Annotated in this window: 18 protein-coding genes; 6 read left to right on the top strand and 12 right to left on the bottom strand. The window is 73.1% G+C overall.

The window, feature by feature from the left end; all coding sequences use genetic code 11:
* Positions 1 to 69 precede the first annotated feature (69 nt).
* The gene (locus AC3RJ8_RS07710; RefSeq protein WP_489715315.1) at positions 70 to 2,559 is read left to right on the top strand and encodes an OmpL47-type beta-barrel domain-containing protein; all 2,490 of its coding nucleotides are present in this window, start codon (positions 70 to 72) and stop codon (positions 2,557 to 2,559) included.
* Positions 2,560 to 2,631: 72 nt separating this feature from the next.
* Here AC3RJ8_RS07710 and acnA read toward each other — a convergent pair whose 3' ends face one another.
* Positions 2,632 to 5,403, bottom strand: a complete 2,772-nt coding sequence (gene acnA / locus AC3RJ8_RS07705) for an aconitate hydratase AcnA (RefSeq protein ID WP_489715314.1) — start codon at positions 5,401 to 5,403, stop codon at positions 2,632 to 2,634.
* Positions 5,404 to 5,662: 259 nt separating this feature from the next.
* Between acnA and AC3RJ8_RS07700 the strand changes: the two genes are divergently transcribed.
* Positions 5,663 to 6,322, top strand: a complete 660-nt coding sequence (locus AC3RJ8_RS07700; protein ID WP_489715313.1) for a DUF5701 family protein — start codon at positions 5,663 to 5,665, stop codon at positions 6,320 to 6,322.
* A 4-nt stretch (positions 6,323 to 6,326) separates the two neighbouring features.
* On the opposite strand, the gene AC3RJ8_RS07695 is transcribed toward AC3RJ8_RS07700, so the two are convergent.
* From AC3RJ8_RS07695 to AC3RJ8_RS07685, 3 genes are read right to left on the bottom strand one after another with little or no spacing between them, the layout of a single operon-like run.
* Positions 6,327 to 6,746 carry a hypothetical protein gene (locus AC3RJ8_RS07695; protein ID WP_489715312.1) on the bottom strand — a complete coding sequence of 140 codons (420 nt, stop codon included), beginning with the start codon at positions 6,744 to 6,746 and terminating at the stop codon, positions 6,327 to 6,329.
* A gap of 30 nt (positions 6,747 to 6,776) precedes the next feature.
* On the bottom strand, positions 6,777 to 8,072 hold the full coding sequence (locus tag AC3RJ8_RS07690) for a class I SAM-dependent RNA methyltransferase (protein WP_489715311.1): 1,296 nt from the start codon (positions 8,070 to 8,072) through the stop codon (positions 6,777 to 6,779).
* A gap of 18 nt (positions 8,073 to 8,090) precedes the next feature.
* Positions 8,091 to 10,088 (bottom strand): APC family permease, encoded by a 1,998-nt coding sequence (locus tag AC3RJ8_RS07685; RefSeq protein WP_489715310.1) that lies wholly within the window; start codon positions 10,086 to 10,088, stop codon positions 8,091 to 8,093.
* A gap of 93 nt (positions 10,089 to 10,181) precedes the next feature.
* Between AC3RJ8_RS07685 and AC3RJ8_RS07680 the strand changes: the two genes are divergently transcribed.
* Entirely contained in the window at positions 10,182 to 10,841 is a 660-nt protein-coding gene (locus AC3RJ8_RS07680) for a potassium channel family protein (RefSeq protein ID WP_489715599.1), read from the top strand.
* Positions 10,841 to 11,515: a potassium channel family protein gene (locus AC3RJ8_RS07675; protein ID WP_489715309.1), complete on the top strand. Its 675-nt coding sequence runs from the start codon at positions 10,841 to 10,843 to the stop codon at positions 11,513 to 11,515. Before AC3RJ8_RS07680 ends, AC3RJ8_RS07675 begins: the two co-directional genes overlap by 1 nt.
* Positions 11,516 to 11,627: 112 nt before the next feature.
* Here AC3RJ8_RS07675 and AC3RJ8_RS07670 read toward each other — a convergent pair whose 3' ends face one another.
* From AC3RJ8_RS07670 to dut, 4 genes are all read right to left on the bottom strand, one after another.
* On the bottom strand, positions 11,628 to 12,410 hold the full coding sequence (locus tag AC3RJ8_RS07670; RefSeq protein ID WP_489715308.1) for a DUF3159 domain-containing protein: 783 nt from the start codon (positions 12,408 to 12,410) through the stop codon (positions 11,628 to 11,630).
* The gene (locus AC3RJ8_RS07665; RefSeq protein WP_489715307.1) at positions 12,407 to 12,775 is read right to left on the bottom strand and encodes an OB-fold nucleic acid binding domain-containing protein; all 369 of its coding nucleotides are present in this window, start codon (positions 12,773 to 12,775) and stop codon (positions 12,407 to 12,409) included. Before AC3RJ8_RS07665 ends, AC3RJ8_RS07670 begins: the two co-directional genes overlap by 4 nt.
* Before the next feature lie 7 nt (positions 12,776 to 12,782).
* Positions 12,783 to 13,538 carry a DUF3710 domain-containing protein gene (locus tag AC3RJ8_RS07660; RefSeq protein WP_489715306.1) on the bottom strand — a complete coding sequence of 252 codons (756 nt, stop codon included), beginning with the start codon at positions 13,536 to 13,538 and terminating at the stop codon, positions 12,783 to 12,785.
* 91 nt (positions 13,539 to 13,629) lie between these two features.
* The gene (dut, locus tag AC3RJ8_RS07655; protein ID WP_489715305.1) at positions 13,630 to 14,115 is read right to left on the bottom strand and encodes a dUTP diphosphatase; all 486 of its coding nucleotides are present in this window, start codon (positions 14,113 to 14,115) and stop codon (positions 13,630 to 13,632) included.
* 43 nt (positions 14,116 to 14,158) lie between these two features.
* Here dut and AC3RJ8_RS07650 point away from each other — a divergent pair, with 43 nt between their 5' ends.
* Positions 14,159 to 14,653, top strand: a complete 495-nt coding sequence (locus AC3RJ8_RS07650) for a DUF3093 domain-containing protein (RefSeq protein WP_489715304.1) — start codon at positions 14,159 to 14,161, stop codon at positions 14,651 to 14,653.
* A 176-nt stretch (positions 14,654 to 14,829) separates the two neighbouring features.
* Here the strand turns inward: AC3RJ8_RS07650 and AC3RJ8_RS07645 are convergent, their stop codons facing one another.
* From AC3RJ8_RS07645 to AC3RJ8_RS07635, 3 genes are all read right to left on the bottom strand, one after another.
* Complete coding sequence (locus tag AC3RJ8_RS07645) at positions 14,830 to 15,129, bottom strand: DUF4193 domain-containing protein (RefSeq protein ID WP_171784121.1); 300 nt, start codon at positions 15,127 to 15,129, stop codon at positions 14,830 to 14,832.
* Between the two features lie 187 nt (positions 15,130 to 15,316).
* Positions 15,317 to 16,159 carry an inositol monophosphatase family protein gene (locus tag AC3RJ8_RS07640; RefSeq protein ID WP_489715303.1) on the bottom strand — a complete coding sequence of 281 codons (843 nt, stop codon included), beginning with the start codon at positions 16,157 to 16,159 and terminating at the stop codon, positions 15,317 to 15,319.
* The gene (locus tag AC3RJ8_RS07635; RefSeq protein WP_489715302.1) at positions 16,156 to 16,821 is read right to left on the bottom strand and encodes a trimeric intracellular cation channel family protein; all 666 of its coding nucleotides are present in this window, start codon (positions 16,819 to 16,821) and stop codon (positions 16,156 to 16,158) included. The genes AC3RJ8_RS07640 and AC3RJ8_RS07635 overlap by 4 nt, the downstream gene beginning before the upstream one ends.
* A 165-nt stretch (positions 16,822 to 16,986) precedes the next feature.
* Between AC3RJ8_RS07635 and sepH the strand changes: the two genes are divergently transcribed.
* Positions 16,987 to 18,231 carry a septation protein SepH gene (gene sepH / locus AC3RJ8_RS07630; protein ID WP_489715301.1) on the top strand — a complete coding sequence of 415 codons (1,245 nt, stop codon included), beginning with the start codon at positions 16,987 to 16,989 and terminating at the stop codon, positions 18,229 to 18,231.
* A gap of 15 nt (positions 18,232 to 18,246) precedes the next feature.
* Here sepH and AC3RJ8_RS07625 read toward each other — a convergent pair whose 3' ends face one another.
* The gene (locus AC3RJ8_RS07625; RefSeq protein ID WP_489715300.1) at positions 18,247 to 18,891 is read right to left on the bottom strand and encodes a thymidine kinase; all 645 of its coding nucleotides are present in this window, start codon (positions 18,889 to 18,891) and stop codon (positions 18,247 to 18,249) included.
* Between the last annotated feature and the right edge of the window lie 11 nt (positions 18,892 to 18,902).

Here is an 18,902-nt window from a genome sequence, read left to right as displayed (position 1 = left end):
TCCGCCTCCCGCACCGGGCCGTGCCCGGCGGCCGCGCGCCGCCGCCTCCCGACCGACGAAGGAGAACCGATGAACCCCCCAGATCTCGCCCGAGAGCGGCGACGCCCCGTCCGCGAGGCCGGCCGGCGTGGCCGCCTCCTTGCGGGCGCAGCCACCGGCGCGCTCGTCGCGATGACGCTTGTGCCCGGCCCCGCCAGCGCTGCAGAGAACAGCACCGCGACGGCGGCGCCGGAGCGCTCCGCCACCCAGCAGTCGACGCAGCAGTCGACGCAGTCGGCCGACCAGCTCGCCGAGCAGGTGCTGACCTTCACCGCGAACAACAGCGTCACCGAGTACTCGTCCGCGCCCGCGACGGCGACGGCGGGTACGGCCACGATCGTCTTCGACAACAGCCTCGACGCGGGCAACACGATCGGCATGAGCCACACGCTGACGTTCGACACCACGACGCCCGGGTACAACCACGACGTCTCCCTGGACATCCTCGCCAACCCGTTCGACGCGAACGGCGGGCGCCACGAGGCCGAGGTCACCCTGACGCCCGGCACCTACCGGTACTTCTGCGCGATCCCGGGCCACGGCACCATGGTCGGTGAGCTCGTGGTCACCGGCGGCGGTGACGAGGACACGACCGCACCCACCGTGACCGCCGACGTCACGGGTGAGCAGGACGTCGACGGCAGCTACATCGAGTCGGCGACGGTGGCCCTGGCCGCCGAGGACGCCGGGTCGGGCGTCGCCTCCGTCGAGTACGACCTCGACGGCGCCGGCTGGACCGACTACACGGCACCGTTCGACGTCACCACGACCGGCGAGCACACAGTGGCCTACCGCGCCACCGACGAGGCCGGCAACACCTCCGAAGCCGGCTCGGTGACCTTCACGGTGGTCGAGGCGACCGCCGAGGACACGGTCCCACCGGTGGTGACACCGCAGGTCGACGGGGAACCCGACGGTGACGGCGGGTACGTCGGCTCCGCGACCGTCACCCTCACGGCCACCGACGACGCCTCCGGCGTCGAGTCCGTCGAGTACGACCTCGACGGCGCGGGGTACGTCGACTACACCGAGCCCGTCGTGCTGACCGAGCCCGGCATGCACATGCTGAGCTACCGGGCGACCGACGGCGCCGGGAACACGTCGCAGGCGCAGATGCTGCACGTCACCGTCGTCGCTCCGGACACCACGGCACCGACGGTCACGGCCGAGGTCACCGGCGAGCACGACGCCGACGGCGCCTTCGTCGGAGCCGCTTCGGTGGCGCTCTCCGCGGCGGACGACTCCGGCGTGGAGTCGGTCGAGTACGACCTCGACGGCGCCGGCTGGACCGCGTACACGGCCCCGTTCGACGTCACCACGACCGGCGAGCACACGGTGGCCTACCGCGCCACCGACGAGGCCGGCAACACCTCCGAAGCCGGCTCGGTGACCTTCACCGTGGTCGAGCCCACCGTCGAGGACACCACGGCGCCCGAGGTCTCCTCGGCCGTCACCGGTGACCTCGACGACGACGGCGCCTACGTCGGCTCGGCGACCCTCACCCTGACCGCCACCGACGACGCGACCGGCGTCGAGTCCGTCGAGTACGGCCTCGACGGCGCCGGCTGGACCGCGTACACCGAGCCCGTCGTGGTCGACGAGATCGGCGAGCACACGGTCCGGTACCGCGCGACCGACGGCGCCGGCAACACCTCCGCGCCCGGCTCGGCCACGTTCACGGTCGCCGAGCAGGCCGCCGAGGACACCACCGCACCGGAGGTGAACGCCGACGTCGCCGGGGAGCAGGACGCCGACGGCGCCTACCTCGGCTCGGCGACGGTCACGCTCACCGCGACGGACGAGGAGTCCGGCGTGGAGTCGGTCGAGTACGACCTCGACGGCGCCGGCTGGACCACGTACGATGCCCCGGTGGTCCTCGACCAGGTGGGTGAGCACACGCTCGGCTACCGTGCCACCGACGCGGCCGGCAACACCTCGGAGGCGGGCACCGTGTCGGTCACCGTCGTCGAGGACGACGCGCCGACGGACACCACTCCCCCGGAGGTCTCGGCCGAGGTCACCGGCGAGCAGGACGCCGAGGGCGCCTACCTCGGCTCGGCGACCGTGACGGTCACCGCCACCGACGACGACTCCGGCGTCGCGACCGTGGAGTACGCGCTCGACGACGGGGCCTTCGCGACGTACGAGTCCCCCGTGACGGTCAGCGACCCGGGTTCGCACACGGTGCGGTTCCGGGCCGTGGACACGGCCGGCAACACGTCGGACGAGGGCGCGGTGTCGTTCCTGGTTGCTCGCGACGGCACGGACGCGTGCCCCGCGTCCGACGAGCGGCCGACCGTCGTCGTCGGCGACATCGTCACCCAGGTGCCGAACGTCGACGTCGGCAACGGCTGCACCATCAACGACCTCATCGACTCCGAGGCCGACTACGCGAACCACGGCGCGTTCGTGACGCACGTCCGCGAGACCGCCGACGACCTCGTCGCCGACGGCCACGTGGCCAAGAAGGACCGGTCCGAGCTGATCCGCTCGGCCGCACGGTCCGACGTCGGGAAGTAGCCCCTCCTGGCACGACGGCGCCCCGCCGCTCCTCGAGGGAGCGACGGGGCGCCGTCGGCGGTGCGTGGGTCCTCAGCCCTTGACGAGGTCGCGCAGCACGTACTGCAGGATGCCGCCGTTGCGGTAGTAGTCCGCCTCACCCGGGGTATCGATCCGGACGACGGCGTCGAACTCGACGGTCGTCCCGTCACCCTTGGTCGCCGTGACGGCGACGGTCTCCGGCGTCGTGCCCTCGTTCAGGGCGGTGACGCCGCTGATGTCGAAGGTCTCGGTGCCGTCGAGCCCGAGCGACTCCGCCGACTCACCGGCCGGGAACTGCAGCGGCAGCACACCCATGCCGATGAGGTTCGACCGGTGGATGCGCTCGAACGACTCGGTGATGACGGCACGGACACCCAGGAGCGCCGTACCCTTGGCGGCCCAGTCGCGCGACGAGCCGGAGCCGTACTCCTTGCCACCGAGCACCACGAGCGGGGTGCCCTGCGCCGCGTAGTCCTGCGCGGCGTCGTAGATGGTGTCCTGCTCGTCCTTGACGAAGTTGTAGGTGAAGCCACCCTCGACGCCGTCCAGCAGCTGGTTCTTCAGGCGGATGTTCGCAAACGTCCCGCGGATCATGACCTCGTGGTTCCCACGGCGCGAGCCGTAGGAGTTGAAGTCGCGGCGCCCGACGCCGTGCTCCGCCAGGTACTTCCCGGCCGGGCTGTCCGGCTTGATCGCACCGGCCGGGGAGATGTGGTCGGTGGTGACCGAGTCGCCCAGCTTGGCCAGCACGCGGGCACCCGCGATGTCCGCGACCGGCTCCGGCTGCGCGCCCATGCCCTCGAAGTACGGGGGCTTGCGCACGTAGGTGGACTCGGTGTCCCAGGCGAACGTGTCGCCCTCCGGGGTGTCGAGCGCGCGCCAGCGGTCGTCGCCGGCGAACACGTCCGCGTAGTCCTTGGTGAACATGTCGCGGCTGATCGACGTCGCGATGGTCTTCTCGACCTCGTCCGGCGTCGGCCAGATGTCACGCAGGAAGATCGGCTTGCCGTTCTCGTCGCGCCCCAGCGGGTCGGCGTCGAAGTCGAACTCCATGGTCCCGGCCAGGGCGTAGGCGATGACCAGCGGCGGCGAGGCCAGGTAGTTCATCTTGACGTCCGGGTTGATCCGGCCCTCGAAGTTGCGGTTGCCGGACAGCACGGAGACGACGGCGAGGTCGTTCTCCTGGACCGCCTCGGAGATCTTCTCGTCCAGCGGGCCGGAGTTGCCGATGCAGGTCGCGCACCCGTAGCCGACCAGGTGGAAGCCGAGCTTCTCCAGGTACGGCCACATGCCGGCCTTCTCGTAGTAGTTGGTCACGACCTGCGAGCCCGGGGCCATCGAGGTCTTGACCCACGGCTTGGCCTCGAGGCCGGCCTCGACGGCCTTCTTGGCCAGCAGCGCCGCGGCGAGCATGACCGACGGGTTCGACGTGTTGGTGCAGCTCGTGATCGAGGCGATCGCGACGGCACCGTGGAAGAGGTCGAACTCCTTGCCCTCCGAGTCGGTGACGGGCACCGTGCGGCGCACCTGGCTGTGCGTGGAGGGCGAGTCGGAAGCCGGGAAGGACTCCTTCTCGGCCTCGTCCACCGAGTCGATGACGTCCGAGGCGTAGTTCGGCAGGTCACGGGCGAACGCCGACTTCGCGTTCGACAGCTCGATGCGGTCCTGGGGGCGCTTCGGTCCGGCGATGGAGGGCACGACCGTCGACAGGTCGAGCTCCATGTACTCCGAGAACGTCGGCTCGACGTAGTCGGACGACGACGGGTCCAGCCAGAGACCCTGCTCCTTGGCGTAGGCCTCGACGAGCGCGAGCTGCTCCTCGGAACGGCCGGTCAGGCGCAGGTAGTCGACCGTGACCTCGTCGATCGGGAAGATCGCCGCCGTCGAGCCGAACTCCGGCGACATGTTGCCGATGGTCGCGCGGTTGGCCAGCGGGACCTGACCGACGCCCGAGCCGTAGAACTCGACGAACTTGCCGACCACACCGTGCTGGCGCAGCATCTGGGTGATCGTCAGCACGACGTCGGTGGCGGTGACGCCAGCGGGGATCTCCCCGGTGAGCTTGAAGCCGACGACGCGCGGGATGAGCATCGACACGGGCTGGCCGAGCATGGCCGCCTCGGCCTCGATGCCGCCGACGCCCCAGCCCAGCACGCCGAGGCCGTTGACCATCGTGGTGTGCGAGTCGGTGCCGACACAGGTGTCCGGGTACGCGCGGAGCACCGGTGCCTCCCCGTTCACGGAGACCTCGCGGGTCATGACCGTGCGTGCCAGGTACTCGATGTTCACCTGGTGGACGATGCCGGTGCCGGGCGGGACGACCTTGAAGTCGTCGAACGCCGTCTGGCCCCAGCGCAGGAACTGGTAGCGCTCGTGGTTGCGCTGGTACTCGAACTCGACGTTGCGCTCGAAGGCGTCGGCGCGGCCGGCGACGTCGATCTGCACGGAGTGGTCGATGACCATCTCGGCCGGGGCCAGCGGGTTGATGCGGGTCGGGTCGCCGCCGAGCTCGGCGACGGCCTCGCGCATGGTGGCCAGGTCCACGACGCAGGGGACACCGGTGAAGTCCTGCATGATCACACGGGCCGGCGTGAACTGGATCTCGGTGCTGGGCTGGGCGTCCGGGTCCCACCCGGCCAGCGCGCGCACGTGGTCGGCGGTGATGTTGGCGCCGTCCTCCGTGCGCAGGAGGTTCTCGGCGAGGATCTTCAGCGCGTACGGGAGGCGCTCGAGCCCCTCGACGGCCGACAGCCGGAAGATCTCGTACGAGCTCCCCGCGACGTCCAGGGTTCCCTTCGATCCGAATGTGTCCACGCTGCTCACTGCGGCTCCTTCTACGGGGGCTCTCCGGCGCGGGCACCGATCGTGCCGATGGTTCCGACGCCGTGCTTTCGGGGGCTCCACCCAGCGTACGCACAGGCCGCCGGGCTGCACCCAGCATAACCCATATATCTTGACGTCAAGATACTTAGGGGCGCCTCACCGGGCAGCACGCGGGGTGCACGGCGGGAGAAACACGCCGGGAACACCGTGCCGCCGCCGAGCGTTGTCACCGCGCCCACCGCCCCACGGAAGGACCCGGATGCCCACGACGCTCCCGCCCCTCACCACGCAGGCCGACCTCCTCGTCGAGCTCGGGCTCGTGCCCGCCGGCATCCTCGAGGCCGGCACGCTGCGGTCCGCTGCGGCGGACCTCGCCCGACGCACACCCGAGGGCTCGCTGCTGGTGGTGCACCCGCGCCACCTGCCGCCGTCGGCCCTCGCGCCGCACCTGCGCCGGTCGGTGCGTACCCGCGGCGGGACGGTCGACCGGGACGGGTTCGTCGTCGTGGACATGGCCGACGTCGACCGGTTCGCCCCCACCGGGCTGACCGAGCCCACCACGGACGCCTACGCCGTCGTCGGCCCCGACCGCGGCGACGACCTCGCCAACTGGTCCCCGGCCGAGGCCGTGCCCGAGATCGACGGACGCGGGCGCTCCGCGCTGACGCTGGCCGAGGGCCTGCACTGGGTCCTCCAGGCGCCCGACGCGCTGGAGCGGAACCGGTGCTTCATGACCATCGGCTCGCGGCTGCGCAAGGACGACGGCTCGTTCGACGCCCGCACGCCCGCGGTCTGGATCTCGAACGGCACCGGCCGCGACGGCAGCGAGCGCCGCGGGGCAGCCAAGGTGGGCTGGTGCTGGTGGGGCAACCGGCACACGTGGCTCGGCATCGCCTCGGCGACGTCGCGCCAGACCTGAGCACTCACCCGTCCAGCACGAGCTCCACCTCGATCCCCGCGAGGTCGACGCCGTCCGGGACCGCGACGACGCTCGTCGACCAGGCGAGATCGGCGGTGCACGCACCGGTGCTGGTGCGCAGCACGACCGTCACGCGGTCCCCCACGGCGGTGACCTCGCGGGGCACCCACGGGCACGACGAGCTGCCCGCGGTCCAGACGGCGATCTGGCCGGAGTCGGGGGCGAGCCGCCACCCGGGCTCGGGGTCGAGCAGATCCGCCACGACGCCTGCCGGCAGGCCCGCGTACGTCCGGATCGCCACGGAGTCCGCTCCCGGCCCCGACGGCCGGGCGAGCAGCGCGACGAGGACCGCCGCCACGACCACGGCCCCGATCACCGCCAGCCGCAGCGGCAGCCAGCGCCTCGGAGCATCCTGCTCAGCCATGGCTCAGACCGTACCGGGCCGGCCGGACGGTCAGCGGTCCAGGACGGCCACGCACTCCACGTGGTGCGTGTGCGGGAACAGGTCGAAGGCCCGCAGGCTCGACAGCGAGTACCCCCGCTCGCCGAGGAGGCCGACGTCGCGGGCCAGGGCCGCCGGGTCGCACGCGACGTAGACGATCCGGGCCGCGGCGAGGTCGGCGATCGCGCCGACGACGCCGCGCCCCGCTCCGGCCCGCGGCGGGTCGAGCACCACGACGTCCGCGGCCCCGAGCCCGGGGGCCTCGGCGTCGGTCCCGCCGGCGAGCACCTTGTCGACCGCGCCGTGGCGCAGGTCGACGTGGTCCAGGCCGTGCACGTTGCGGCGGGCGTCCTTGACGGCCTGCTCGTCACCCTCGACGGCGACGACGCGCCCACCGGGGCCGACGGCGGCGGCGAGCGGCACGGTGAAGAGGCCGGCGCCGGAGTAGAGGTCGAGGACGGACCGTCCGGACACGTCGCCGACGGCGTCCAGCACGGCTGACGCGAGGACGGCCGGGGCCTCCCGGTGCACCTGCCAGAACCCGTCGGCCGCCACCCGGTAGCGGTGCTCGGTGCCGCCCAGCGACACCGACTCGGTCACCGACCGGCGCGCGTTGGGACGGAAGTCGGGCCGCCCGCGACGCCACGGCGTGCCGTCGACCAGCATCACGGGGTCCGCGCCTCCCGCCGGCGCCACGAGCTCGATCCGCTGACCGCGCCGCCACCGGCGGGTGAAGACCCCCTCCGTCGTCGCGAGCGCCGTCACCTCCGGCGTGCCCAGCGGCATCTCGGTCAGCGGCACCACGTCGTGGGACCGGAACCGGCGCATCCCGGCGCGGCCGTCGGCGTCGGTCACGAGCTCCACCCGCGTCCGGTAGCCCAGGCCCTCGCGCTCGTCGTCGCCGGGAGCGGCCTCGACGGTGACGTCGACCTCCAGGCCCGCGAGCCGCTGGAGCTGCTCGGCCACGACCGACTCCTTCCAGCGGCGCTGCGCGGGCAGGGCGACGTGGGCGAGCTCTCCCCCGCCGGCACCACCGGGCCCGGCGGCCGGCCAGCGGCTCTCGACCCGGTCGGGCGACGGCTCCAGGATCTCCACGGCGTCGGCCCGCCAGAACTTCTTGCCGCCCTCGGTCACCCGGGCGCGCACGGTCTCACCGGGCAGGGCGTGGCGCACGAAGACCACGCGGCCCTCGTGCCGGGCGACGCAGTGGCCGCCGTGCGCGACGGGGCCGACGTCGAGCCGGAGCTCGAGGCCGACGTCCGGGTCGGTCGGGCGGGGGCGGGGGGACGAGCGGCGGGGTCGGGTCACCGCCCCATTGTCCCCCGCTCAGAGCCGTGGCCGGCCGTCGACCTCGTCACCCTCGAGCCCGGTGTACCCCGCGGACGAGGAGAGCTGCCAGGGCACGGACGCGACGACCACGCCGGGGGTGAAGAGCAGCCGTCCCTTGAGCCGCAGCGCCGACTGGTTGTGCAGCAGGTGCTCCCACCAGCGCCCGACGACGTACTCCGGGATGTAGACCACCACCAGGTCGCGGGGCGACTCGCTGCGCAGGGAGCGCACGTAGTGCAGCACCGGGCGGGTGATCTCTCGGTACGGGGAGTCGAGCACGCGCAGCGGCACGGGCAGGTCCAGGGCCTCCCACTGGCGGTGCAGCTCGGCGATCTCGTCGGCGTCCACCCCGACGGTGACGGCCTCCAGCGTGGAGGGCCGCGAGGCCCGCGCGTATGCCAGCGCCCGCATGGTCGGCTTGTGCACCCGGGAGACGAGCACGACGGCGTGGACGCGGCTGGGCAGTGCGCGCGCCCCGGACAGGTCGTCGAGCGCGAGCTCGGACCGCACCCTGGTGTAGTGCCGCTTGATGCCACGCATGAGGAGGAACAGGACCCCCATCGCCCCGACGGTGATCCACGCCCCGTTCGTGAACTTCGTGACCAGCACGATGGCCAGGACGGCGGCCGTCAGGACGAACCCGACGCCGTTGAGCACGCGGGACCACTTCATGCCCGCGCGGACCTTGCGGCTCGGCTCCTTGCGCAGCTCGCGCGACCAGTGCTTCAGCATCCCGAGCTGGGAGAGGGTGAACGAGACGAACACGCCCACGATGTAGAGCTGGATGAGCGTCGTCACCTCGGCGCGGAAGACCAGGACGAGCACGCCGGCCGCGACGGCGAGCGTCACGATGCCGTTCGAGAACGCCATGCGGTCGCCGCGCGTGTGGAGCTGGCGCGGCAGGTAGCCGTCCTTCGCCAGCAGCGAGCCCAGCACCGGGAACCCGTGGAACGCCGTGTTGGCCGCGAGCAGGAGCACCAGCGACGTGACGCCGATGGTCACCGCCGCGACCACAGGCAGGCCGCCGAACACGGTCTCGGCGAGCTGGGCGAGGACCGGGTGCTGCTCGTAGTCGTCGCCCACGGGTGCCCCGTCGCGGGTGAGCTGGGTGGCGGGGTCCTCCACGAACTTCACTCCCGTCGCCTGGGCGAGGAACAGGATCGTCATGAGCATGACGGCGGAGATCCCGCCGAGCAGTGCGAGGGTGGTCGCGGCGTTGCGACGCTTCGGCCGCTGGAAGGCCGGCACGTCGCTGGTGATCGACTCGACACCGGTCAGCGCGACGGCGCCCGAGGCGAACGCCCGGGCCACCAGGAAGGCACCGGCGACACCGAGCAGGCCCTGCTCGTAGCCGGCCGCGGGCACGAGCTCGAGGTCGGCGCTGGCCGCCTGCGGCATGTCCCCCGACCAGTACCGCACGGCGCCGACGACGGCGAGCACGCCGAGCGTGCCCATGAAGCAGTAGATCACCACCACGAACACCCAGGCCGACTCGCGCACGCCGCGCAGGTTCACCACGGTGAGCGCGGCGACGAGGGCGGCCGCGACGATCGGCTCGTGGCCGCGCGCGGCCGGCACGAGCACCGCCAGGTACTGCGACGCCGCGGACAGGGACACCGCCACGGTGAGCACGTAGTCGAGCATCAGCGCGGAGGCGACCCCGATCCCCGCCGTCGGGCCGAGGTTGGTCGTGGCGACCTCGTAGTCGCCGCCGCCGGACGGGTAGGCACGCACGATCTGACGGTAGGACGCGACGACCACGAGCAGGACGACCACGACGACGAGCCCCACCCACGGGGAGAACGCGGTCGCCGCGATCCCGGCGAGCGCGAGCATCAGCAGGATCTCGTCCGGGGCGTACGCCATCGAGGACAGCGCGTCGGAGGCGAAGACCGGCAGGGCGACGCGTTTGGGCAGCAAGGAGCGCTTCGAGCTCTCGCTGCGTAGGGGCCGCCCTACGAGCAGCCGCTTCGCGGCGTCTGCGATGTCCGACACGGTGACTCATGCTATGCCCGTCCCGCCGTCCCGGCGCAGGTCGGCACACCGGCGGCCAGGGGTATAGCGTTCCGTGGTGTGCACTTCGTGATCATGGGATGCGGCCGCGTGGGCTCCTCGCTCGCGCAGGAGATCGAGTCGCGCGGCCACTCGGTCGCCGTCATCGACCAGAACCCCGACGCCTTCCGGCGGCTCGGCCCCGACTTCGCGGGGCACCGCGTCACGGGCGTCGGCTTCGACCGGGAGACCCTGGCCCAGGCCGGGATCGAGGACACGTACGGGTTCGCCGCCGTCTCCGACGGCGACAACTCGAACGTGCTCGCCGCCCGCGTGGCGCGGGAGAACTACGGCGTCGAGCACGTCGTGGCGCGGATCTACGACCCGCACCGCGCGGAGATCTACCAGCGGCTCGGCATCCCGACCGTCGCGACGGTGCGCTGGACCGCCGATCAGGTGATGCGCCGGATGCTCCCGCTGGGCGCGACGGACGAGTACCGCGACCCCTCGGGGGCCGTGCGGCTGGCGCAGGTCGACTACCACCGGGACTGGCTCGGCAAGTCCGTGCGTCGCATCGAGGCGACCACCGGTGCGCGGGTCGCCTTCCTGACGCGGTACGCCGAGGCGCGGATCGTGGCCCCGGACACGCTGCTGCAGGAGAACGACGAGCTGCACGTGCTCATGCACGCCGACGACGCGGCCCGCGTCGAGCGGCTGATCACGCACACCCCCGGGCCTGAGGAGGAGCTGGACTGATGCGGGTCGTCATCGCCGGAGCGGGGTCGGTCGGCCGGTCCATCGCCTCCGAGCTGCTCGCCAACGACCACGAGGTCGTCCTGGTGGACAAGAACCCCGCGGCCATGCGGGTCTCGCAGGTGCCCGAGGCGGACTGGCTGCTCGCCGACGCCTGCGAGACGTCCTCCCTGGACGGCGCCGACGTGTCCTCCGCGGACGTGGTCGTGGGCGCGACGGGCGACGACAAGGTCAACCTGGTGTTCTCGCTGCTCAGCAAGACGGAGTTCGCCGTCCCGCGCACCGTCGCGCGGGTCAACAACCCGCGCAACGAGTGGATGTTCGACGAGTCCTGGGGCGTCGACGTGGCGGTCTCCACGCCCCGCATCATGACCGCCATGGTCGAGGAAGCCGTCTCGGTGGGCGACCTGGTGCGGATCTTCACGTTTCACCAGTCGGGTGCCGACATCTTCGAGGTGACACTGCCCGAGGAGTCCCCGCTGGTGGGCCTGCGCGTCAGCGACGTCGTGTGGCCGCCGGACACCGTCCTGGCCTGCGTCGTCCGCGGGATCCGGCCCTTCAGCCCGACGGCGGACGACGCGCTCGAGGCCGGCGACGAGCTGATGTTCGTCACGGGTCAGGAGGCCGAGCCGGCCTCGCTGCAGCGACTCGTCGTGGACGGCCCCGAGCTCGGCTGAGACGGAGGTGACGCGCAGGGTGGGGACCGAGGGACGAGGGACCCGCCCGGAGCGGAACCGCAGGCTCAGCCGACAAGGACTCGGCTGAGACGGCTGAGCCCGGCTGGGCGGGTCAGGTGGCGGCGGGCTCCCGGCCGCCGGTGTGCGCACCGCGCACCACGACCCAGGTCAGCCACAGCACGAGGCCCCACAGCGGCACGCCCAGCACGAGGTGCATGGTGCCGAGCCAGCCGACGTCGCCGCCCAGGTAGAGCGGGACCTTGACGGCGAGCCGGATCGCGAACAGCCCGACCCAGAACCAGCTCGCGACGGTGTAGCGGCGCACCAGGTCGGGGTCGGACCGCCACGCGGCCAGCGCGGCGAACGGACTCTCCGGCGTCTCGCCGTCGGCCGCGGTGCGGTCGTCGGCCGCGGTGCGCCGTGCGGCGGGGTCCGAGAACCCCGACCGGATCGCCTCGACGACGAGGCCCACGAGCGGCCAGCGCACGGCGATGGAGACGACGAAGGCCAGCAGGTAGGCGGCGTTGGTCCACAACCCGACGGCGTAGAAGTCCTCGGCATCGCCCGATCGCCACGCCCAGAACACGCCGACGGCGATGCCCAGCACACCGCCGAGCGCCTGCGTGACGGGTGTGCGCTGGACGAGCCGGGCCGCGACCGCGACCACGGCCGCCCCGGCCGACGCGAGCAACGACGGCGTCAGGTCCTGGGTGACCACGTAGACGACGACGAAGACGAGCCCGGGCAGGATCGCCTCGACGACCCCTCGGACGCCGCCGACGGCCTCGGCGAAGGAGAAGGAGTCCGCGGTCAGCGAGCGCATGCCGCGGGCCGGTGAGGTCCGCTGCGGGGTGCCGTCGTCCACGGGCGCCGCGTGCTCGTCGTCGCGGCTCATTCGCCAGCCCGCGCGCGCAGCTCGTAGCGAGGGTTGAACATGGTCCGGCGCCCGTCGCGGTCCGTCACCATGCCCTCGACGCGCAACCGGCGTCCGGGTTCGATCCCGGCGATCTGCCGCCGGCCGAGCCACACCAGGTGCAGCGTGCCCGAGCCGTCGTACAGCTCGGCCTCGACGCTGGGGACGTTCTCGCGCGGTCGCAGGACCACCGAGCGCAGGACGCCGGCGGCCGAGCAACGTTGACGGGGCCGCAGGTCGTGCAGGGGGCGGCACCCGGTGACGAGCGCGGCGGCGGTGCGCTCCTCGTCGGCGGCGACGTCCTCGGTCGAGGCGAACGCCGTGCGGACCTTGCTGCGCAGGGACATGGCGGCGTCAGCGGATCTCGGTGATCTCCGGCCCGCGCGTCAGCGGGTCGAAGGTGGGGGCCTGCGGTTCGGCGTCGGCGGGCTCGCCCTCGGTGTCCGGCGTCGCGCCGTCCTTGCGGGCCTGCTTCGGCAGCGTCAGGGTGAGCAGGTCCCGTGGGGGCCGGGGGTTCGAGTCGCGCACCACGACGATGTTCGCGAAGACGGACTCCAGCGGCTTGGCGGCCTCGGCGTCGACGGCGGCACGGCCGGAGAGCACGCCGCGCAGGAACCAGCGCGGCCCGTCGTGACCGATGAACCGGGCCGGACGGACCGCGGGCTTTCCCTCGGGCGTCTTGGCGGGGATGCGCGCCATGAGCTCGCGACCGAACGTGCCCGGCACGTCGTCGACGGTCCCGCCCTGCTTGGTCAGGGACGCGCCGATCTCCTCGCGCACCTCGTCCCAGATGCCGCCGGTCTTGGGTGCGGCGAACGCCTGCACCTGCAGCACCGACCCCTGCAGGGACGCCGCGACACCGGTCACCTTCTGCGACTTCTTGTCGACCTCCATCCGGAGCTGCAGACCGGGCAGCACCGGCAGCCAGACCGCGCCGAGGTCCACGCGGGCGCCCATGGCCGTGACCTGCGTGGAGTCGTACGGCCCGCGCCCGGCCTTCTCGTCCGTCGGCGCCGCGGCCTCGGACGTCTCGTCGGGGACGGGAGCGGCCCCGTCCGCGGTGACGGCCTCCGTCGGCTTCGTCGACGCCTTGCGCCGGAACAGACCCACCAGGGATCTCCTTGTCTCGTCGATCGGGACGGCGCACCGCCGTCCTGTCTCCAGGTTAGACCGACCGCGGCGCAGGTCGGCAACGCGCAGGTCAGCCGGTGGCGAACCCGCCGCTCGAGCCGAAGCCGCCGTCGCCGCGGTGCGAGCCGGGAAGCCGCTGCGCCACCATGAACCGCGCCCGCTCCACCCGCTGGACCACGAGCTGGGCGATCCGGTCGCCCCTGCTCAGGCGGACGGTCTCGGAGGCGTCGGTGTTCGCCAGGACGACCTTGATCTCCCCGCGGTACCCGGCGTCGATGGTGCCGGGGGCGTTGACGACCGTGATGCCGTGCTTCGCCGCCAGGCCGGAACGCGGGTGGACGAACGCCGCGAAACCCTCGGGCAACGCCATGGCCACGCCGGTCGGCACGACGTCGCGGGCGCCGGGCGGCAGGACCACGTCCCGCGTGGTCACGAGGTCGGCCCCCGCGTCGCCCGGGTGGGCGTAGGCCGGCACGGGGACGCCGTCGTCCAGGAGCGTGACGAGCACGTCGAGGGTGCTCGGGTCGGTCACCGTGGGGCTCGCGTTCTCAGGCACCGGGGCAGCCTATCGGACACCCTGGGCCTGCGATGATGTACGCATGAACGACGCGTCCCCCCGACCGGCCGGCACCACGGGGTCGGCACCGCGACCGGTGTACCGCGAGCGCCTCCTGCCCGGTCCGGGGGCGTGGATCGCCGCCGTCGGCCTCGGTGTCATCGTGGCCGTGGTGGTGCTGCCGCTCGCTCCCCTGGTCGCTCCGGGGGCGGGGGTCCTGGTCGCGGCGGGGACGATCGCCGCGCTGGTCGTCACCGCGCCGGTGATCGAGGTCTCCGACGGCGAGCTGCGCGCGGGCAGCGCGCAGATCCCGGTCGGCCTGCTGGGTCCGGTGACGCCCGTCTTCAGCGCCGAGGAGATGCGGGTGCAGCTCGGCCCGGAGCTGGACGCACGCGCCTACGTGTGCCTGCGGAGCTGGGCGCGCACGGGCCTGCGGGTGGAGCTGGTGGACCCGCTGGACCCGACGCCGTACTGGTTGGTCTCCACGCGTCGCCCGGACGACCTGGCCGCGGCGATCGAGAAGGCCGCCGGCGTCTGAGACCGTGCGGCCCCAGCGGGCGAGCGGGCACGCGGGCACCGGGCGGGCATCGGGCCCCCGGCACGACGCGGGCAGCAGGCGGGCACCGGGCCCCCGGCACGACGAAGGCCGTCATGTCGAGGACATGACGGCCTGGGTGTCGGGACGTCGGGACGGGCCCGGTGTCAGGTCGACCGTCAGGCAGCGCACTCCGTGCAGATCATCTGGCCCTTCTTCTCGTAGGCCAGCTGGCTGCGGTGGTGCACGAGGAAGCAGCTCGAGCACGTGAACTCGTCCGCCTGGCGGGGCAGGACGCGCACCGCAAGCTCCTCGCCGGACAGGTCGGCGCCCGGAAGCTCGAACCCTTCCGCAGCCTCCGTCTCGTCCTCGTCGACGACACCCGACGACTTGTCGGAACGACGCGCCTGGAGCTCCTGGATGGAGTCCTGCTCGTTGTCCTCTTCGTTCTTGCGGGGTGCGTCGTAGTCGGTTGCCATCTGTGGTGTCACACTCCGTGGATTCGGTGGCGGTACGCGCTGATAATGCGTGGCGGGTGGGTTTTGTTCCCGGTCGGCCCCCGGATTCTGCACCATTCGTGGCGGGCACGCGACACGGCGGCGTGTCGCGCCGGTCACATCAGGGCTGACCAGCGCAGACACTCACCGATTTCAGCCAAGGACGGGGTCAGACGGGACGGTCCGCGTGTGCTGCCTCGAGCAACGCCACGAGCTCCGCCTGGCGGGCGGGCGAGCCGGCGACGGTCATGAGGCTCGTCGCCGGGGCGCCGTGCAGACCCGTCAGGGCCGCGCCCGCCTCGACGGCGACGAGCCCACCGGCGGCGACGTCCCAGGGGTTGAGACCTCGCTCGTAGTAGAGGTCGAGCGATCCCTCGGCGAGCAGGCACAGGTCGATGGCGGCCGCACCCAGCCGACGGATGTCTCGCACCTTCGGCAGCACCTGGGTCAGCACCTGCGCCTGCTGGGCGCGACGAGCGGCCTCGTAGCCGAACCCGGTGCCGACCAACGACGTCGCGAGCGAGGGCGCCTCACGCACCCGCAGCTCCTGCCCGTCCTTGTCCGCGCCCTGTCCGCGGCCCGCGGTCCACGTCGCGCCGTCGACGACGGAGTGCACGGCCCCGGCCAGCGGTGTCCAGGTGGCTGGGTCGGGCGCACCGGCCACCACCGCGACGGACACCGCGTAGGAGGCGACGCCGTACAGGTAGTTGACGGTCCCGTCGATGGGGTCGAGCACCCACGTCAGGCCGCTGGTGCCGGGCACGTCGTCCCCCTCCTCGCCGAGGACGGCGTCGTCGGGGCGGCGGGCCGCCAGACGGCGGCGCAGGAGCTCCTCGGAGGCACGGTCCATCTCGGTGACCGGGTCGACCTCGGTGGACTTGGTGGCGGCGACCCGGACCTGGTCGGGGCGGCCGCCGCGGATCATCGCGCCGGCCTCGAGCGCGAGGGCGCGGGCCAGGGAGCGCAGGTCGGTGATCTCGGACGCGGACGGGAGGGCAGGCTGAGAGGTCACCCGTCCATCCTGCCCGACTCGCGTCCCCACCGGCCGGTCCATCCACCGCCGACGTGCGGGACGACCCAGCCGAGGGCGAGGGACAGCAGCCGGAAGCCCAGCACGAACACCACGACGCACAGCGCCGTCCACCACGTCCACCAGCCGGTCTCCCACAGCACGACGACGGCACCCGCCCCGAGGATCGCCGGGACGGCGTACAGCTGCCGGTCGGCGAAGATCAGGGGCGTCTCCCCCACGAGCATGTCGCGCAGCACCCCGCCGCCGATGCCGGTCAGGACGCCGACGACGAGCGACGCGAGCAGACCGGCGTCGAGCTCCAGCGACTTGGTCGTGCCCTGGACCACGAACAGCGACAGGGCGGCGGCGTCGAGCACGACGACCGAGCGGCGCAGCCGCGCCAGGCCGGGGTGGAGCACGAAGGTGACCAGCCCGGCGGCCACCGCCGCGACGACGAGCCGCCAGCTCGAGATGCCCACGGGCGGTGTGTCGCCGATGAGCAGGTCGCGCAGGATGCCGCCGCCCAGACCGCACACCCAGGCCAGCACGAGCACGCCGAACAGGTCGAACCGCTTGCGCACCGCGGCGAGGGCGCCGGAGACGGCCGCGACGAAGACCGCCGCGACCTCCAGGTAGTTGACGCCGGCCACCAGGTTCTCCACGCGGGCCATCCTGTCAGGGCCCAGGCCGCGGGCAACCGGCCGGGGCGCTCTTGGCCGCTGCCCGGGGATTCGCGGCACACCGACGCGCCTGCGCGCAGCGGGCGGTCACGGGTGGCACTCTCGAACGAGCGGGCCCGCCAAGCCGGGCGGGCGTGAGGAGGAACCATGGCCGAGCTCGAGCTCGTGACGTTGCACGAGGACGCCGAGCGCCTGGTCCTGCGCGGCCCCGACGGCGTCGAGCACACCTTGACGATCACCGAGGCCCTGCGGGCGGCGGTCCGTCGCGACCGACCGCGCACCGAGGCGCTGCAGGCCGAGTCCGCCGCCACCCTGCGCCCGCGGGAGGTGCAGGCACGCCTGCGCGCCGGCGCGACGGCGGAGGAGCTGGCCGAGACCTCGGGTCTGCCCCTGGAGCACGTGCGCCGGTACGAGTGGCCGGTCATCACCGAGCGCGACCACGTCATCTCCCAGGTGCGCAACCATCACGTCGACCCCGAGGGCAAGACCGACCTCGGCGACCTGGCCGACAGCCGGCTGGCCGCGCGGGGCGTCCGCCCGGAGGAGGCGGAGTGGACCGCCTGGCGCGAGGGCAGCGCGCCGTGGCAGGTGCAGGTCCGCTTCACCGCCGGCGAGCGCGAGCGCAGTGCCCGCTGGTCCTTCGACCCCAAGGGCCGCGTGGTGATCGCGCTCGACGACGAGGCACGCTGGCTCGGTCAGCCGGACGACCCGGTCTCGCCCGAGATGCTGGGCGTCCCCGGCGTCGTCGACCGCCGTCGGCCCGCGCCCCCGGACCCGGCGGGCGACGCCACGGCACGCCTGCTCGACGACCTCGCGGGTCGCCGCGGGCAGCGACCCGCGCAGCGGCCACGACGCAGCGACGCGGGCCCGCAGGACCAGGAGCTCGCGCTGGACCTCGGGTCCACGCCCGGACTCGACGACGGCGCGAGCATCGTCGACCTCGGCGCCCGCCGGGACGCGCAGCGCGCGGCACAGACCGACGGCTCGGGCTCGGCCGACTCCGCTGCGGACCCCGGCGGGTCCGTGCCCGACACCGCCGACCCGCCCGCGGAGGAAGACCCTGCACCGACCGTGGGTGCGCCGTCCGCGACGGCCGACGACGTCGAGACGTCGCCGTCGGAGACCGCACCGGAGCCCGCACCAGGCCCCGCCCCCGAACCGGCGGAGCCCGCACCGACGAGCACGCCGCACGCCGCCCCGGACACTGCGCCGGACACTGCGCCCGAACCCTCTGCCGACGACCGGCCGGTCCCGGCCCCCTCGGCGGTGGTCGCCGACGTCCCCGCCCCGCCCCGGGCCGGCAAGGCCGGTCGGCGCCCGTCGCGCAAGGGTCGTGCGCAGGTGCCGAGCTGGGACGAGATCGTGTTCGGCGGGGCGCGCCCGTCCTCCTGAGCGCCGGCGCCCGCGTCAGCGCACGTCGAGCAGCGTGTCCGTCGACGGCGCGAGACGCCGGGCGGTGTCGGCGGTCATCCGTCGCATGTGGTGGCGACGGCACAGCACCTCGTAGGCGATCTCCGCGCCGGAGCTGACGTCACCCACCACGACCTGGTCCCCCTCGACCACCATCACCCCGTCCACGGTCCGGGCGTTGTGCGTCGCCCGCGCCCCGCACCAGCACAGGGACTGCACCTGGAGCACCTCCATGCGGTCGGCGAGCTCGACGAGGCGCGCCGACCCGGGGAACAGCCGCGTGCGGAAGTCGGCGGTGATCCCGAACGCGAAGACGTCCATCTCGATCTCGTCGACCAGGCGTGCGAGCTGCTCGACCTGGGCCGGCGAGTAGAACTGCGCCTCGTCGCACACCAGGTAGTCCACCACGTGGCCGTGCTGGCGCTCGGCGGTGATGACCTGCCAGAAGTCGGTGTCCTCGGTGACCTCGCGCGCGTCGACCTCGAGCCCGAGCCGCGAGGACAGGCGGGCGGCCCCCGCGCGGTCGTTGCGGGTGAAGATGATGCCGTGGCGTCCGCGGGCGCGGTGGTTGTGATCCGTCTGCAGGGCCAGCGTCGACTTGCCGCTGTCCATGGTCCCGGAGAAGAAGACGAGCTCGGCCATGTCCAGATCCT

This window comes from Isoptericola sp. MSGPD8_1_ISO-PGPR-S23-394, from assembly GCF_058072785.1.
Note: the sequence above shows the minus strand (reverse complement) of the source record. Positions and strands in the feature narration are given on the sequence as shown.